The 15,091-nt window shown below is 59.8% G+C and carries 16 protein-coding genes; 9 read left to right on the forward strand and 7 right to left on the reverse strand.

The genetic code is table 11. The features are described 5' to 3' along the window. Positions 1–25 precede the first annotated feature (25 nt). The 3 genes from EGY12_RS16960 to EGY12_RS16970 all read left to right on the forward strand — a co-directional run bounded on the left by EGY12_RS16960 (position 26) and on the right by EGY12_RS16970 (position 3,354). Positions 26–1,057, forward strand: coding sequence for a LacI family DNA-binding transcriptional regulator (locus EGY12_RS16960; protein ID WP_123894710.1), 1,032 nt, complete (start codon positions 26–28; stop codon positions 1,055–1,057). A gap of 186 nt (positions 1,058–1,243) precedes the next feature. Then, positions 1,244–2,167: a TIM barrel protein gene (locus EGY12_RS16965; RefSeq protein ID WP_123894711.1), complete on the forward strand. Its 924-nt coding sequence runs from the start codon at positions 1,244–1,246 to the stop codon at positions 2,165–2,167. Between the two features lie 14 nt (positions 2,168–2,181). Next, positions 2,182–3,354, forward strand: coding sequence for a Gfo/Idh/MocA family protein (locus EGY12_RS16970; protein ID WP_123894712.1), 1,173 nt, complete (start codon positions 2,182–2,184; stop codon positions 3,352–3,354). Positions 3,355–3,366: 12 nt separating this feature from the next. Here the strand turns inward: EGY12_RS16970 and EGY12_RS16975 are convergent, their stop codons facing one another. After that, positions 3,367–3,717, reverse strand: a complete 351-nt coding sequence (locus tag EGY12_RS16975; RefSeq protein WP_123894713.1) for a GFA family protein — start codon at positions 3,715–3,717, stop codon at positions 3,367–3,369. Between the two features lie 139 nt (positions 3,718–3,856). Here EGY12_RS16975 and EGY12_RS16980 point away from each other — a divergent pair, with 139 nt between their 5' ends. Then, on the forward strand, positions 3,857–4,066 hold the full coding sequence (locus EGY12_RS16980) for a hypothetical protein (RefSeq protein ID WP_025160266.1): 210 nt from the start codon (positions 3,857–3,859) through the stop codon (positions 4,064–4,066). Between the two features lie 336 nt (positions 4,067–4,402). Further along, the gene (locus tag EGY12_RS16990) at positions 4,403–5,047 is read left to right on the forward strand and encodes a Qnr family pentapeptide repeat protein (protein ID WP_123894715.1); all 645 of its coding nucleotides are present in this window, start codon (positions 4,403–4,405) and stop codon (positions 5,045–5,047) included. On the opposite strand, the gene EGY12_RS16995 is transcribed toward EGY12_RS16990, so the two are convergent. Beyond that, positions 5,037–5,660, reverse strand: a complete 624-nt coding sequence (locus tag EGY12_RS16995) for a LysE family translocator (RefSeq protein WP_123894716.1) — start codon at positions 5,658–5,660, stop codon at positions 5,037–5,039. The two genes, EGY12_RS16990 and EGY12_RS16995, sit on opposite strands and share 11 nt — an antisense overlap. A 379-nt stretch (positions 5,661–6,039) precedes the next feature. Here EGY12_RS16995 and cspA point away from each other — a divergent pair, with 379 nt between their 5' ends. Next, complete coding sequence (gene cspA / locus EGY12_RS17000; protein ID WP_123894717.1) at positions 6,040–6,252, forward strand: RNA chaperone/antiterminator CspA; 213 nt, start codon at positions 6,040–6,042, stop codon at positions 6,250–6,252. A gap of 406 nt (positions 6,253–6,658) precedes the next feature. Here the strand turns inward: cspA and EGY12_RS17005 are convergent, their stop codons facing one another. Beyond that, complete coding sequence (locus EGY12_RS17005; protein WP_016928046.1) at positions 6,659–7,336, reverse strand: isochorismatase family protein; 678 nt, start codon at positions 7,334–7,336, stop codon at positions 6,659–6,661. 253 nt (positions 7,337–7,589) lie between these two features. Here EGY12_RS17005 and EGY12_RS17010 point away from each other — a divergent pair, with 253 nt between their 5' ends. Beyond that, complete coding sequence (locus tag EGY12_RS17010; RefSeq protein WP_049269532.1) at positions 7,590–8,018, forward strand: universal stress protein; 429 nt, start codon at positions 7,590–7,592, stop codon at positions 8,016–8,018. Between the two features lie 314 nt (positions 8,019–8,332). Further along, positions 8,333–9,088, forward strand: coding sequence for an SDR family NAD(P)-dependent oxidoreductase (locus tag EGY12_RS17015; protein ID WP_016928044.1), 756 nt, complete (start codon positions 8,333–8,335; stop codon positions 9,086–9,088). Positions 9,089–9,131: 43 nt separating this feature from the next. Here the strand turns inward: EGY12_RS17015 and EGY12_RS17020 are convergent, their stop codons facing one another. Genes EGY12_RS17020 through puuD form a run of 4 tightly spaced genes read right to left on the reverse strand, consistent with a single transcriptional unit; the run spans position 9,132 to position 13,251 of the window. After that, complete coding sequence (locus EGY12_RS17020) at positions 9,132–10,412, reverse strand: FAD-binding oxidoreductase (RefSeq protein WP_123894718.1); 1,281 nt, start codon at positions 10,410–10,412, stop codon at positions 9,132–9,134. Between the two features lie 11 nt (positions 10,413–10,423). Further along, positions 10,424–11,920: an aldehyde dehydrogenase PuuC gene (puuC, locus tag EGY12_RS17025; RefSeq protein WP_123894719.1), complete on the reverse strand. Its 1,497-nt coding sequence runs from the start codon at positions 11,918–11,920 to the stop codon at positions 10,424–10,426. Positions 11,921–11,935: 15 nt separating this feature from the next. After that, positions 11,936–12,493 carry an HTH-type transcriptional regulator PuuR gene (puuR, locus tag EGY12_RS17030; RefSeq protein WP_049288046.1) on the reverse strand — a complete coding sequence of 186 codons (558 nt, stop codon included), beginning with the start codon at positions 12,491–12,493 and terminating at the stop codon, positions 11,936–11,938. Next, positions 12,490–13,251 carry a gamma-glutamyl-gamma-aminobutyrate hydrolase gene (puuD, locus tag EGY12_RS17035; protein ID WP_123894720.1) on the reverse strand — a complete coding sequence of 254 codons (762 nt, stop codon included), beginning with the start codon at positions 13,249–13,251 and terminating at the stop codon, positions 12,490–12,492. The genes puuR and puuD overlap by 4 nt, the downstream gene beginning before the upstream one ends. Positions 13,252–13,470: 219 nt before the next feature. Between puuD and EGY12_RS17040 the strand changes: the two genes are divergently transcribed. Beyond that, positions 13,471–14,889 carry a glutamine synthetase family protein gene (locus EGY12_RS17040; RefSeq protein WP_123894721.1) on the forward strand — a complete coding sequence of 473 codons (1,419 nt, stop codon included), beginning with the start codon at positions 13,471–13,473 and terminating at the stop codon, positions 14,887–14,889. The last annotated feature ends 202 nt before the right edge of the window (positions 14,890–15,091 follow it).

Genomic DNA, 15,091 nt, shown 5'->3' on the forward strand with positions numbered 1-15,091 from the left:
CATCAAATCGTTGATGGAGATGAACATGAGCGGCAAGAAAACCACCATGGCAGCTATCGCCAGAGAGGCGCGGGTCGGCATCGCCACCGTCGATCGGGTAATCAACCAACGCGCGCCGGTGCGGCCCGCCACCCAGCGCCGGGTGATTGAGGCGGCGAAAAAGTTGGGGTTCGCGTTGGAGAAGTCCCACTGCCTGTCGGCGGTGCTGGGCAGGCCGGAACGTCGCCTGAGAATGGGGTTCATCCTGCTGCGGCGCGAACACTCTTTCTATGCGCAACTGGCTGATGAACTGATGGCGCAAGCGGCGCCGTATCATGAGCCGGGGCAGCCGCCGCAGTTCATCTTCCACTCTCTCAATGCCATCGGCGACACCGCCGCCGCCATTAGCCAATTGAGCCGCCAGGTGGAAGCGATCGGCGTATTGGCGCTGGATCACCCCCTGATCCACTATGCCGTAGAAGAAGCCGCCCAGGCGGGCATCAACGTTTTCGCGCTGCTGTCGGATTTATCGGTGCCCAGCCGCGCCGGCTACATCGGTCTGGATAATCAAAAGGCGGGCCGCACTGCCGGTTGGGCGGTGGATCGTCTGTGCCGGCGGCAGGGAGACGTCGGCGTGATCATCGGCGACAACCGTTTTACTTGCCAGGAAGCCTGCGAGATGGGTTTTCGCTCCTACCTGCGTGAGCAGATGAGCGGCCAGCGTGTGCTGGAACCGGTGCGCAGCCTCGAGGACGCGGAAACGGCGCGCCGGGTCACGCATGAACTGCTGGCGAACCACCCTGAGCTGGTGGCGCTTTACGCGCCGAGCGGCGGGGTGGAGGGCATTATTCAGGCGTTGCGAGAGAGCGGCCGGCAGCGCGACATCACGCTGGTGTGCCACGGCCCGGTGCAGGGCGGCGAAATGGCGCTGCTCGACGGCACGATGGATCTGCTGCTGTGTCACCGCATTCCCGAGTTGGCCGCCACGATCGTCGAGACGTTACTCGCCGCTGATGAACAACCGGGATTACGCCACATCATTAATCGCTTCGATGTGATCACCAAAGAAAACCTCTGACAGCCGCTGAGGGGTGTTTGCCGGGTTCAGGGCGCAGACAGACGCCGCCTGAGTTTGATTAAAAACTATCAAATAATTTATCAAAAATAGCGCGATCTCTATCAAAAAATAAAATTTTCATTATTGATGGTTTTGGAACTTTTGTTTGATACTGCCGGCATTCCTCACAAAAAAGGAGCCGTCGCCATGAGTTTGCCTATCGCCAATGCGCCCTGCAGTTGGGGCGTGGATGACCCGAACAACCCCCATTTGCCACCCTACGCCACGGTTCTGCAAGAAGCGTCAGCGGCCGGCTACCGCAGCATCGAGCTGGGGCCGTGGGGTTATCTGCCGACGCAGAGCGAGGCGTTGTGCGCAGCGCTGGAGCGGCATCGCCTGTCGCTGGTGGCCGGCACGATTTTTGACGATCTGGTCAGCGAGGCGAACATTGAGCGCCTGCTGGCCCTGACTCATCGGATATGCCGCAACCTCTCGCGGGCGCCCAGGGCGGAGCCGACCGAGGGCGATCGCGCCGCGCCGCCGTTCTTGGTGATTATCGATTTCGGCAATCCGCAACGCGCCAGGTTCGCCGGGCATTCAGATTTAGCGCCGCGTTTGTCGCAGGCGGAGTGGCAAAGGATGATTGGGCACATTACGCGCATCAGCGAACTGGCCTGGCGGGAATACGGCGTGCGGCCGGTGGTGCATCCGCACGCCGGCGGCTGCATCGAGTTCGCCGACGAAATCGACCGGTTGGCGGCGGACATCCCGCATCACACCGCCGGATTGTGCCTGGATACCGGCCATCTGTATTACGCCGGACTGGACCCGGCTGCCTGGCTGAGCAAGCACTTTGATCGTCTCGATTATCTGCACTTCAAAGACGTCGATCCACAGGTGTTTCGCGAGGTGTTGGCGCGCGGCGTCGATTTTTTCACCGCCTGCGCCGAGGGCGTCATGTGTCCGTTGGGCAGCGGGACGATCGATTATCCGCAGCTGCGTGCGCTGTTGGCCGAGTGCGGGTACCGGGGCTGGATCACTATCGAGCAGGAGCGCGATCCGCGCAATGTGCAGGGCAGCCTGCAGGACGTCACCGCCAGCTTGCGCTACTTGCGCAGCCTCGGCTTTTAATCGGGAGAAACAAGATGATCAACGGCAGCAAACCTTTGGCGAGATCGTTGCGCTGGGGCATGGTCGGCGGCGGCGGCACCAGCCAGATAGGTTATATCCACCGTTCGGCGGCCTTGCGCGACGGCGCGTTTACTCTGTTGGCCGGCGCGTTCGACATTGACGCCGAACGCGGGCGTGATTTTGGCCGGAGTCTGGGCGTGGCGGCGGAGCGCTGTTATGCGGATTACGCCGAGATGTTCCGCGCCGAAGCCGCGCGGGCCGACGGCATCGAAGCGGTCTCGATCGCCACGCCGAACAACACCCATTACGCCATTTGCCGGGCGGCGCTGGAAACGGGATTGCACGTGGTGTGCGAAAAACCGCTGTGTTTCAGCGTCGAAGAGGCGCAGGCGCTGGCGGCGTTGTGCGAGCGGCAGCGCAAAGTCATCGGCGTGACCTACGGCTATGCCGGGCACCAGATGATTTTGCAGGCCCGGCAGATGATTGCCGACGGGCGGCTGGGGGAGATTCGGCTGGTGAATATGCAGTTCGCTCACGGCTTTCATGCCGCGCCGGTGGAGCAGGATAATCCCAGCACTCGCTGGCGCGTCGATCCGCGCTTTGTCGGCCCCAGCTATGTGCTGGGCGATCTGGCGACCCACACGCTGTTCCTGGCGGAAACCATGGCGCCGCAGCTGAAGATTCGGCGGCTGATCTGCAGCCGACAAAGCTTTGTGCCGTCGCGCGCGCCGTTGGAGGACAACGCCTATGTGCTGATGGAGTATCACAACGGGGCCGTCGGTTCCGTGTGGTGTTCGGCGGTCAACTGCGGGTCGATGCACGGCCAAAAAGTACGTATCGTTGGTGAAAAGGCCAGCCTGGAGTGGTGGGATGAACAACCCAATCAGCTGCGCTTTGAAGTGCAGGGCGAGCCGGTGCGGATCCTGGAGCGCGGCATGCCGTATCTCGACGCGCTGGCGCTGGCGGACGATCGCATCGGCGGTGGCCATGCGGAGGGGTTGTTTGAAGCCTGGTCGAATCTCTACCGCCGCTTCGCGCTGGCGATGGACGCCACCGATCGGCGCGACGCGGCCTTCCTGGCCGACTTCTGGTACCCGGACGTGCAGGCCGGCGCGCTGGGCGTGAAGTGGGTGGCGCGCTGCGTGCAATCCGCCGAAGCCGACGCCGGCTGGGTCGCCTTCGACTGAGCGCGCGATTCCTTAGACGCTGGCGCCGTCGTAACTGTGGATCTGCAATGCATCGAGCGCAGCGTCAGGTACGCAGCGCAAGTTGACGGCGCACATCGCGGCGCCGTCCGGCGCGGTGCCGTAGGCGAAGGGCTGGGCACCGCAGATCCGACAGAACTGATGGCGGATCTTGTGCTGATTGAAGGTGTAGGTGCTGAGATGCTCTTCGCCGCTGTTCAGCGTGAAGGCGCTGATGGGAAAGAAGGACAGCAGCAGCCCTTTGCGACGGCAGATAGAGCAGTTGCAGCTGAGGGCTTCGGTGGGCAATTCGGCGTCCACGGAGAAGGTGACGGCGCCGCAGTGGCAGCTTCCCTGGAATGACATGGCAATAGTCCTGTGGCAGGGGAATGTTTGCCCAGTATAGTGCAATTTATCGCCATCCGGCTGCGCGGGGCTCGCTTTCCTTAGTAAATGCGCGGTTTTCTGGTAGGTTAAAGGTTAACGTCATCAAAAGGAGAGCGCGATGTTAGAACATTATTATCCGGCGAATATGGGCGCCAAACCGGTCACGGATGAACAGCACAAACGGCTGGTGGCGGTGCAGGCGGCGCTGGAGTTGATCAAGGCCACGCTGTCGGATACCAACGACGGCAACGGCGTGGATTTTCAACTGAAGGCGGCGGAGAAGCACATCGGCCCGATGGCCGACGCCATTCAGGAAGCCCTGAAGTAACGGTTCGCCGTCACCTCAACCGCCCGCTCCGGGCGGTTTTTTTTTGTGCCGATTACTGCGATTTTTTTAGCGGCGTATTGCTTTTTCCCGGTTGGCGCCGCGGGTGGCGCGACGCTCCCCTGGCGATCCGACTCCTCATCAGGTGCACGCCCATGTTTCCCTTCCGCGTATTTTTTTGTCGACGTCGCTCAGGCGGAAAGTACCAAGCGCTTCAGCATCGTCAAGGTGGGGTTCGCATCGCCCGCAGTGGACGTTCGTTGAGCGACGGTGGTTGTCAACCGCGCCGGAATAGGATTAAATGCCACGCTGACTGTATAAATAAACAGGGGTGTTGCAATGAGCCTGGCGCTGAAGGGTGAGAAGATCGCGCGTAACCGCTTTACCGGCGAAAAAATTGAAAACGGCAGCTTTATGCTATGTGATTTTTCGGGCGCCGATCTGACCGGCACCGAATTCATCGGCTGTCAATTTTACGATCGCGACAGCCGCCAGGGCGGTAACTTCAGCCGCGCGATCCTGAAAGACGCGAGTTTTAGAAGCTGCGATTTGTCGATGGCCGATTTCCGCAACGTTGATGCATTGGGGTTGGAGATCCGTGAATGTCGCGCGCAGGGAGCAGATTTTCGCGGCGCCAGCTTTATGAATATGATCACCAGCCGCACCTGGTTTTGCAGCGCCTATATCACCAAGAGCAACCTGAGCTACGCCAATTTTGCCAAAGTGGTGTTGGAGAAATGCGAGCTGTGGGAAAACCGTTGGCACGGCGCGCAGGTACTCGGTGCCAGCTTCAGCGGCTCGGATCTTTCCGGCGGCGAATTCTCCGGTTTCGACTGGCGTGCCGCCGATGTCACTCAGTGCGATCTGAGCAACGCGGAACTGGGCGAGTTGGATTTGCGCACCACCGATCTGCAGGGCGTTAAAATGGACAGTCACCAGGCCGCTCAACTGCTGGAGCGGCTGGGGATCGCGATTATCGGCTGAGGAGCTGCCTGATGCCCAGACTGATGATCAGCACGCCGCAGGCGCGATCGATCCAGGCCTTACTGCGTCGGTAGGCGTTGGCGATCGGCGCGTGAGACAGCACCAGCGCCACCAAGCCATACCACAGGCTGGCGACTACCGCGACCTCCAGCAGCATGGCGGCGAAGGTGGGCATGGAGACATGGGAAGGCGCCGCAGATGAAAACACAGCGGCGTAAAAAGCGACGGATTTGGGGTTGGCGATGTTGGTGGCGACCCCCTGCAAGAATGCCGATCTGAAGCTGGAGTTCACCCCACTCGCCGCGCCGATAACGCCTGAGCCGGGCGCGGCATGGGCGATCAGCCGATAACCGAACCAAATCAAATAACCTGCGCCGGCCACTTTTACCGCCAGCGCCAGCCAAGGGAACAGGGCGAAAATCATGCCGACGCCGAGCAGGGCACTGCTCGCCCAGAACAGGTTGACTAAGACAATACCCGCCACCAGAGCGAAAGCCTCGCCGCGGCGCGCAGAAACGGCTTTGTGTGCAACGGCGACAAAGTTGGGGCCGGGGATCACCACACCGACAATATACACGGTGAAGACGGCGAGCACGGCTGGCATATCGATCATCGGTTAACTACCTGTAAGCCTGTAAGAAGGGGGAACCTAGTTCTATAATGAATCGCCGGTATGATCCAGCGGGGCGAAAACTTTTTTACCAGGCCGTAGCGGCGGGTGCCAGCGGCCTTTTACGTCAATAAATTTATAAACCAAATGAATATAATTAAAAATATACCTTGCTTAAATAATCTGGCTGTGTGTAAATAGCGTCATCGGTTTGTAGTACAGACCTTATGAAAGCAGTTTTAGTAAAGCAGTTCTCAGTATTAGCGATATCCCTCAGATACCTCTTCTTCCGCGAATTTTCTTCTCTAGTGCCCCATAAGTTTCCAATAAAAACAGACCTCTATCGCCGTATGGCGTCGCAAAATATAAAGGAAATAGCGCTATGTCCAATAAAATGACTGGTTCGGTAAAATGGTTTGATGCAGGTAAAGGCTTTGGCTTTATCACCCCGGCAGACGGCAGCAAAGATGTATTCGTACATTTCTCTGCTATCCAGAGTAACGATTTCAAAACGCTGGATGAAGGCCAACAGGTTGAGTTCACTATCGAAAATGGCATGAAGGGTCCTTCTGCCGGCAACGTGGTCGCGTTATAATTTCCGGCCGAGGTTAGATTTCTTACGACAGCGATGAAGGTTTAAACCGGAGCAGTTAAGAAACGATATCCTCAACCTGAATAAACTCCGGGTTCGCCCGGAGTATTTATCAATACGTCATTAGCTCAGCGGGAAGGTCGGCGGAAAAATTATTCGTTGTCGGACTGAGGTTCGATCTTTCGATGACGTTCCAATAATTAATGATTATTGGCAACAGAAAAATAGATTGCCGCATAAATAATAATGTCGCTTTTCAGTCTGTTTTTCTGTTGTGAAAAAGTTGTGCTTAAGCTGCGTAATGTTGGAGTGTGGGATGGACGCTTACGCCATAACATGACAGCCGGGAAAGTCACCGGCACACGATTAATAACCCCGGCCTTGGCCGGGGTTTTTTGTGGCCGCGATCTCAGCGCTGCGAGTCCAGCAGTTCGTTGTTTTTCACCACGTCCTGCGCCTTGAGGTAGCTTTCGATCAGCAGCTGGTAGGCCGGGAAGATTTTAGTGTAGACCTCGGCCCACTGCTGGGCGTCGGCACGGTTCCAGCTGCCCTGCAGCTCGGAGGCCACGCCGGCGGTGTCGATCGGCACCACGCCGGCCTGTACCACGCGCGCCAGGGTGATTTCCTGCGCCATTTTAGAGTAAGTGCCGGAGGCGTCGATCACCGCGAACACTTTATAGCCTTCGGCCACCGCACTGATGGACGGGAAGGCCATGCAGACGCTGGTGATGGTGCCGGCGATGATCAGGGTTTTGCGGCCGGTCGCTTTGACCGCCGCTACGAAGTCCGGGTTGTCCCAGGCGTTGATTTCCCCTTTACGGGCGACGTATTGCGCGTGCGGCGCATTCTGGTGAATTTCCGGGATCAGCGGGCCGTTCGGGCCCTGTGGCACCGAGGCGGTGGTGATCACCGGCAGTTTGCTGAGGGTGGCGATGCTGGCCAGGGCAGCGGCGCGGGCGCGCAGTTCGGTCATCGGCATGTCGGCGACGGTCTGGAACAGGCCGCTCTGGTGGTCGATCAGGAGCATGACCGCGTCATTGGCATCAATAACAGGACGCTGGCCGTTGAAGTTGGCTGGAGTGCTCATGGTGTTTTCCTTTTCTCGTCGTGAGGTCAGTGGGTATCTTCTTTGATTGATAAGGCTGAAACTCAGCACTTGCCTACAGTGTAGGGAGAGGAGAAAAATCCGGTAGAGCCTAAACTCGGGATGCATCGTTCCATAAATGGAACGATTTTGACGCAGGCAAGCGGCTCGACGCTGGGCTAAACTTAAAGTGCGTGAGAAACATGCGGCAAGGAGCGCCATCCTGTTTACGGATCTGACGAGGAGGGTCGCCATCATGACTTACCGGCATATCGTTGTCGCCACGGATCTCAGCGAAGACGCCGAGTTCCTGCTGGGCAAGGGCGCCAGTCTGGCCGCCGCGCTCAAGGCCAAACTTTCCCTGATCTATATCGACATTCATCGCGCCGGTTATTACGTCGATTTGGGCGTGGGAGATTACAACTACACCGATCGCACCTTTTCGGAGCGGGTGAAGAATATGCTCAATGCGATCAAAGGACAGTCATCCTATCCGGTCGAAGAGGTGATCGTCAGCCGCGGCGCGTTGACGGAGGAACTGAACCGGGTGGCGAAGGAGAAAGGGTTCGATCTGGTGATTTTCGGTCATCACCACGATGTCTGGAGCCGGCTGGTTTCTTCGGCGCGCCAGGCGATCAACGACCTGAACGTCGATCTGTTGGTGATCCCCATCGAGAAAAAATAGTCGCGGCCGCCTGCGTACGGCTGCCTTTTTCATTCACATCCCTTATCTCTGGGCGGCCATAACCGCACACCTGCAATAGTCCCGCCTACTGACAATCCGCCAGGCAAATAGTGACTCGCCGTAATTTTATTTTTTCCATCAATATGTTGGCCAAAATCCGATAAAGGTTAATCCAGCGCATTGAAATCACTGACATACCTCCTTTTGGTTAATAAACCGCACGTTTTGACTGGCTCTCAGGTGAGGGGCGTCTTATCCTCGGAGTAATGAGATTTGTATGACTTATATAAATACGTTCACATGGAGGAGGTCTCATGCGTTTTGACAATAAAGTCGTGGTTATCACCGGTGCGGGTAATGGCATGGGGGAAGCGGCTGCGCGGCGTTTCTCCGCCGAGGGCGCCATCGTGGTGCTGGCTGACTGGGCTAAAGAAGCGGTAGATAAGGTTGCCGCTTCGCTGCCGAAGGGGCGAGCGATGGCGGTACACATCGACGTGTCCGATCACGTCGCGGTTGAAAAAATGATGAACGAGGTGGCGGAAAAACTGGGCCGCATCGACGTCTTGCTGAACAACGCCGGCGTGCACGTGGCGGGCAGCGTGCTGGAAACCAGCATCGATGACTGGCGTCGCATCGCCGGGGTCGACATCGACGGCGTGGTGTTCTGTTCCAAATTCGCCTTGCCGCACCTGCTGAAGACCAAGGGTTGCATCGTCAATACTGCATCGGTGTCCGGCCTGGGCGGCGACTGGGGCGCGGCCTATTACTGCGCGGCGAAAGGCGCGGTGGTCAATCTGACGCGCGCCATGGCGCTGGATCACGGCGGTGACGGCGTGCGCATCAACTCGGTCTGCCCGAGCCTGGTGAAAACCAACATGACCAACGGTTGGCCACAGGAGATCCGCGACAAGTTCAATGAGCGCATCGCGCTGGGGCGCGCGGCGGAGCCGGAAGAAGTGGCTGCGGTGATGGCGTTCCTGGCCAGCGACGACGCCAGCTTTATCAATGGCGCCAACATCCCGGTCGATGGCGGGGCGACCGCCTCGGACGGCCAACCGAAGATCGTTTAAGCGTTAACGCACAGGCCCGGTCAGGATGACCGGGCCTGCTGTTTTAGACGCCGATGCGGTCGCGCAGCGTGTAGTAGGCCGCGCCGATGGCGGTGAACGGGATCTGCAGATTGCGCCCGCCGAAGAACGGCAGGTGCGGCAGCTTGGCGAAGGCGTCGAAGCGTTCGGCGTCGCCGCGCATCAGTTCGGCGATCAGCTTGCCCGCCAGATGGGTGCAGGTCACGCCGTGGCCGCTGTAGCCCTGCATGTAGTACACGTTATTCTCCAGCCGGCCGAACTGCGGCATGCGCGACAGCGTCAGCAGGAAGTTACCGGTCCAGCGATAGTCGATACGCACGCCTTTCAGCTGCGGGAAGGTCTTCAGCAATTTTGGCCGAATCAGGTTATCGATGTCGTCCGGATCGCGCGCGCCGTACACCACGCCGCCGCCGTACAGCAGGCGATGATCGGCGGTGATGCGGTAGTAATCCAGCAGGTAGTTACAGTCTTCCACGCAGTAGTTCTGCGGGATCAGCGCCTGCGCGATCTCCGGCGCCAGCGGCTCGGTGGTCACCACCTGAGTGCCGCATGGCATACTGCGCTTGGCCAGCCGCGGTTCCAGCTTATCGCCCAGATAGGCGTTGCCGGCGACGATGACGAAACGCGCTTTCACCTGGCCGTTGGCGGTGCTGATGAGTGCCGGTTCGCCGTGGCGGATGTTCGTCACCGCCGATTGCTCGAAGATGCGTCCACCCTGCAGACGAATTGCCTCGGCCTCGCCCAGCGCCAGGTTGAGCGGATGGATGTGGCCGCCGCTGTGATCGAGTAGCGCGCCGACGTAGCGATCGCTGGCGACCTCCTGACGTACCCGATCCGCATCCAGCAGCTCGAGCCGGGTATTGCCGTAACGCTCCCAGTTGCGCTTTTGCTCGATCAGCGCATGGAACTGCTTGTTGTTCAGTGCGGCGAAGATGCCGCCGGGGCGGTAATCGCAGTCGATGGCGTAGCGGCTGATGCGGCTGCGGATAATCTCCGCGCCTTCGAACATCATGCTGCCGAGCAGGCGGGCGCTTTCCGCGCCGTAGCGTTCTTCAATCACATCGATGTCGCGGCTGTAAGAGTTGACCAACTGGCCGCCGTTGCGGCCGCTGGCGCCGAAGCCGATACGCGCCGCTTCCAGCACGACCACGTTATAGCCGGCTTCCACCAGAAACAGCGCGGAGGAGAGGCCGGTATAGCCGCCGCCGATCACGCAGACGTCGCACTCGATCGATTCATTCAGTTGCGGATAGGGCTGATGTGCGTTGGCCGTGGCCGCATAGTAGCTTTTTACGTGTTCAGTCATGAGATAAGCCCTTATTCCAGCGAGATCCAGGTAGTTTTCAATTCGGTGAATTTGTCCAGCGCATGCAGCGACTTGTCGCGGCCGTTGCCGCTCTGCTTATAGCCGCCGAACGGTACGGTCATGTCGCCGTCGTTGTAATTGTTGACGAACACCGTGCCGGCTTTCAGTTGGCGCGCCATGCGGTGCGCTCGGGCCAGATCGCGGGTCCAGACCGCGGCGCCGAGGCCGTAGTCGCTGTCGTTGGCCAGCTGGAGCGCCTGTTGCTCGTCGTCGAAGGTGGTTACCGCCAGCACTGGGCCGAAGATTTCATCGCGCGCCACGCTCATGGCGTTGTTCACCTGGGTGAGGATAGTCGGCCCCAGGTAGCCGGCGTGGTCACCCTGCGGATGGTCGCGCCCGTCGAGGAACAGCTCGGCGCCTTGGCTCAGCCCACGATCGATATAGCCGGCCACTTTCTCGCAGTGGCCGCTGTCGATCAGCGTGCCCATCACCGTGTCGGGATCGAGCGGGTCGCCGGGAGCGAAGGCCGCCGCGTGTTTGCGCAGCGCCAGCAGGAACGCTTGCTCAATGCTCGCCTCGACCAGCAGGCGAGTGCCGGCGATGCACACTTGCCCCTGATTATAGAAGATGCCGGCGGCGGCGCTGCGGGCGGCCTGATCCAGATCCGGGCAGTCGGCGAAGACGATGTTGGCGCTCTTGCCGCCGGCCTCCAGCCAGACGCGTTTCATGTTCGACTCACCGGCGTAGATCATCAGCTGCTTCGCCACCAACGTGGAGCCGGTAAAGGTGAGGGCGTCGACGTCGCGGTGCAGCGCCAGCGCCTTGCCGGCGTCGTGGCCATAGCCGGGCACCACGTTCAGCACGCCGTCCGGCAGCCCGGCCTGCTGCGCCAGTTTGCCGAGCAGGATGGCACTCAGCGGCGATTTTTCGGAGGGTTTGAGTACCACGCTGTTGCCGGCGGCCAGCGCCGGACCGAGCTTCCAGCAGGCCAGCAGCAGCGGGAAGTTCCAGGGTACGATGGCGCCGACCACGCCGATCGGCTCGCGCTCGATCAGCGCCAGCGCATCGCGGCCGGTGGGGGCGATTTCGCCGTAGACCTTATCGATCGCTTCGGCGTACCAGCGGATGCAGCGGATGGCGCCCGGCACGTCGTCGCGCAGGCTGTGGCGAATCGGTTTGCCGGTGTCCAGCGTTTCCAGCAGCGCCAGTTCTTCGTGATGTTGATCCATCAGCTCGGCGAAGCGCAGCAGCGTGGCTTTGCGCTGCGCCGGGGCAGCTTGCGCCCAGTCGCCGCGCTCAAAGGCGCCGCGCGCCGCGCTGACCGCCCGATCGATGTCGGCGGCTTCGCCGCGTGCGACCTGCGCCAGCTCACGGCGGCCGGCGGGATCTTCCACGGCGAAACTTTTCCCCGCAGCGGCCGGCTGGTAGCGGCCGTCGATAAACAGTTGGTGCTCGATCTTCAGGGCCTGCGCCCGTTGTTGCCAATACTGCAAATGGTGAAAGTTCATGCCTGGCTCCGTTGATCAGAATGTCGTCGGCGTATGGGCGCTGATAATCCGGCAAATGCGCGCCGACGTGTTGCTGAAACTGTGGGGGATGCCGGTATTGATGGCATAGCTCTGCCCGGCCAGCAGGTGATAGCTTTGGCCGTTGACCTGCAGCACCACTTCACCCTCCAGCAGCGTACCGATCTCTTCCCCCTGATGTTTGATGCGCTCGCCGGTGGTGGTGCCCGGCTCGTAGGTCTCTATCATCATCGCCAACGTGCGGTTCGGGTCGCCGTTGTGGATCAGCTTCATCGAAACGCCCTGGCTGCCGATTTCGATCAGATCGTCACTGCCTATCACGATTTGCGGCTCCGTCGGCTTTTCCGGCTCGGCGAAAAATGCCGACAGCGAAAGACCGTACACCGTCAGCAGTTTTTGCAGTGTGCTGATGGCCGGGCTGACCTTGTCCTGCTCGATAGTGCTGATGGCGCTGTGGGTTAACCCAGACAGTTCGGCGACCCGGCGCTGCGACAACCCTAATTGTTGACGGATTTGCGACAGACGTTTTCCCGGTGCCAAGCTGACGTCGCTCATGGGCGTTTTTCCTTTTGATAGTTCCGACAAGCGGTGATGAAACCATCAAACAACAGGCGCGACAGGGCATACTCTTCGCTGTTCCACTCCGGGTGCCACTGCACGCCGAGCGCGAAAGGCTGATCGCGCACGCTGATCGCCTCCACCAGCCCGTCGGCGGCGTGCGCCTCGATGCGAACGCTTGCGCCCAGGGTTTTTGCGCCCTGGCCGTGCAGCGAGTTCACCCAGAATCTGTTGCAATCCGGTATCAGTTGCGAAAGCAGCCCCCCCTCCTGAACGATGACTTCGTGGGCGGGGGCGTATTGCTGTTCCAGCGGCAGGTCGTGATCTTCACGGTGTTCCTGCAGCTCGGGCAGTTCGTACAGGCGGCGATGCAGGGTGCCTTGGGTGGCGACTACCATCTCCTGCATGCCGCGGCAAATGGCGAAAAGGGGAATGCGCCTGTCGAACGCCTGGCGGATCAGCGCCAGGCTCAACGCGTCTCGGCCAGGATCGGCGTCAGGCTCATCGCCGTTTTCACCATAAAGGTGCGGCTGCACATTACTGGGGCTGCCCGGTAGCAAAATGCCGTCGAGTCGCGGCAGCAGCTCCGCCAGCATTTCCGGCTCTGCCAGCGCGTGCGGCAGGGCGATCGGCAAGCCGCCGGCGGTGATAACGGCATTCAGGTACTTTTCTTGCAAGGTCTGTGTGAGGTGCCCGTTTAACCTATACCTGCACATGACGACGCCGATGACTGGTATGTTAAATATATTGTCCATGCTATCCCCTTGGTACGTTCGAAATTATGAACGATAAGCTTCTCCACCGCCGATTTCGTTCAATATTCTATAAATCTAGCAGTCGATTGGGCAATATTCAAACCAAAAGTAACACTTGCAAAACAAATTTGTTTCATCTACGTTTCATTTGTGGGCATTATATTGAACAATACGGTCAATAAACATCGACGACAGCAAAACACAAACGGCGGGTGAACCATGCAGACCAACATCGTAGAAGTGGAAAACTTTGTTCAACACAGTGAAGAGAGACGAAGTAGCGCGTTCCAGCGTGAAGTGAAGAAGTACCTGGAACGTTATCCATTAACCCAACATGTCGACGTACTGTTGACCGATCTGAACGGCAGCTTCCGCGGTAAGCGTATCCCGGTCGGCGGCCTGAGCAAGCTGGAGAAGGGCTGCTACTTCCCGGCGTCGGTATTTGCGATGGATATTCTCGGCAACGTGGTGGAAGAGGCCGGGTTGGGGCAGGAGTTGGGCGAGCCGGATCACGTGTGCGTGCCGGTGCCGGGCACGCTGACGCCATCGGCGGCGGATCCGCAATATATCGCGCAGGTGCTGCTCACCATGCTGGATGAAGATGGCACTCCCTTTGACGTTGAACCGCGCAATGTGCTGAACCGAGTGTGGCAGCGTTTGCGTCAGCGCGGGCTTTCCCCCGTGGTAGCGGTAGAGTTGGAGTTCTATCTCATCGATCGTCAACGCGACGCGGAGGGCTATCTGCAGCCGCCGTGTGCGCCGGGCACGCAAGAGCGCAACACTCAAAGCCAGGTGTATTCCGTCGATAACCTGAACCATTTCGCCGACGTGCTGAGCGAGATCGACGAACTGGCGCGTTTGCAGGGCATTCCGGCGGACGGCGCGGTGGCGGAGGCGTCGCCGGGGCAGTTCGAGGTCAACCTGCACCATACCGATGACGTGTTGCAGGCCTGCGATCACGCGCTGGCGCTGAAGCGGCTGGTGCGCATGGTGGCCGAGAACCACAACATGCAGGCCACCTTTATGGCCAAGCCGTATGAGGAGCACGCCGGCAGCGGCATGCACGTGCACATCAGCATGCTGAACGCGCAGGGCAACAACGTGTTCGCCGACGACGACGGCGAAGACTCGGCGCTGTTGAAACAGGCGCTGGCGGGCATGATAGCCCTGATGCCGTCTTCGATGGCGCTGCTGGCGCCGAACGTCAACGCTTACCGTCGTTTCCAGCCCGGCATGTATGTGCCGACCCAGGCTTCCTGGGGGCATAACAACCGCACCGTGGCGCTGCGCATCCCCTGCGGCGATCGCGACAACCACCGCGTGGAGTACCGCGTGGCGGGCGCCGATGCCAACCCTTATCTGGTGATGGCGACCATTCTGGCCGGTATCGTTTACGGGCTGGAAACCGCGCTGCCGCTGCCTGAGCCGGTGACGGGCAACGGGCTGGAGCAGGACGGGCTGCCGTTCCCTATCCGCCAGAGCGACGCGCTGTACGAGTTCGAACATCAGCCGGTGCTCAATGCATTGCTGGGCGAACGCTTCAGCCATGTCTACCTGGCTTGCAAAACCGATGAGCTGGTGCAGTTTGAGCGCCTGATCACCGAAACCGAAATCGAGTGGATGCTGAAAAACGCCTGATCCCGCTCACCCTGCGACTACCGCGCGCGTCCGGCGCATTTCATCGGCTCTCCTGTGGCCGGTGAGGCTGCGCGCTGCGGTACAGAATTTCTTCTATCACGGCGTACAGGACGCCGACGAGGAAATAATCATGACTCAGTCATTCCCATGCGCAGACGTTTGCCTGTGCCGCAGTGCCTACGGGCCGGTCGCCGGCCGCCCG

It is taken from the genome of Serratia sp. FDAARGOS_506, from assembly GCF_003812745.1.
In the GTDB taxonomy this organism is placed as follows: domain Bacteria; phylum Pseudomonadota; class Gammaproteobacteria; order Enterobacterales; family Enterobacteriaceae; genus Serratia.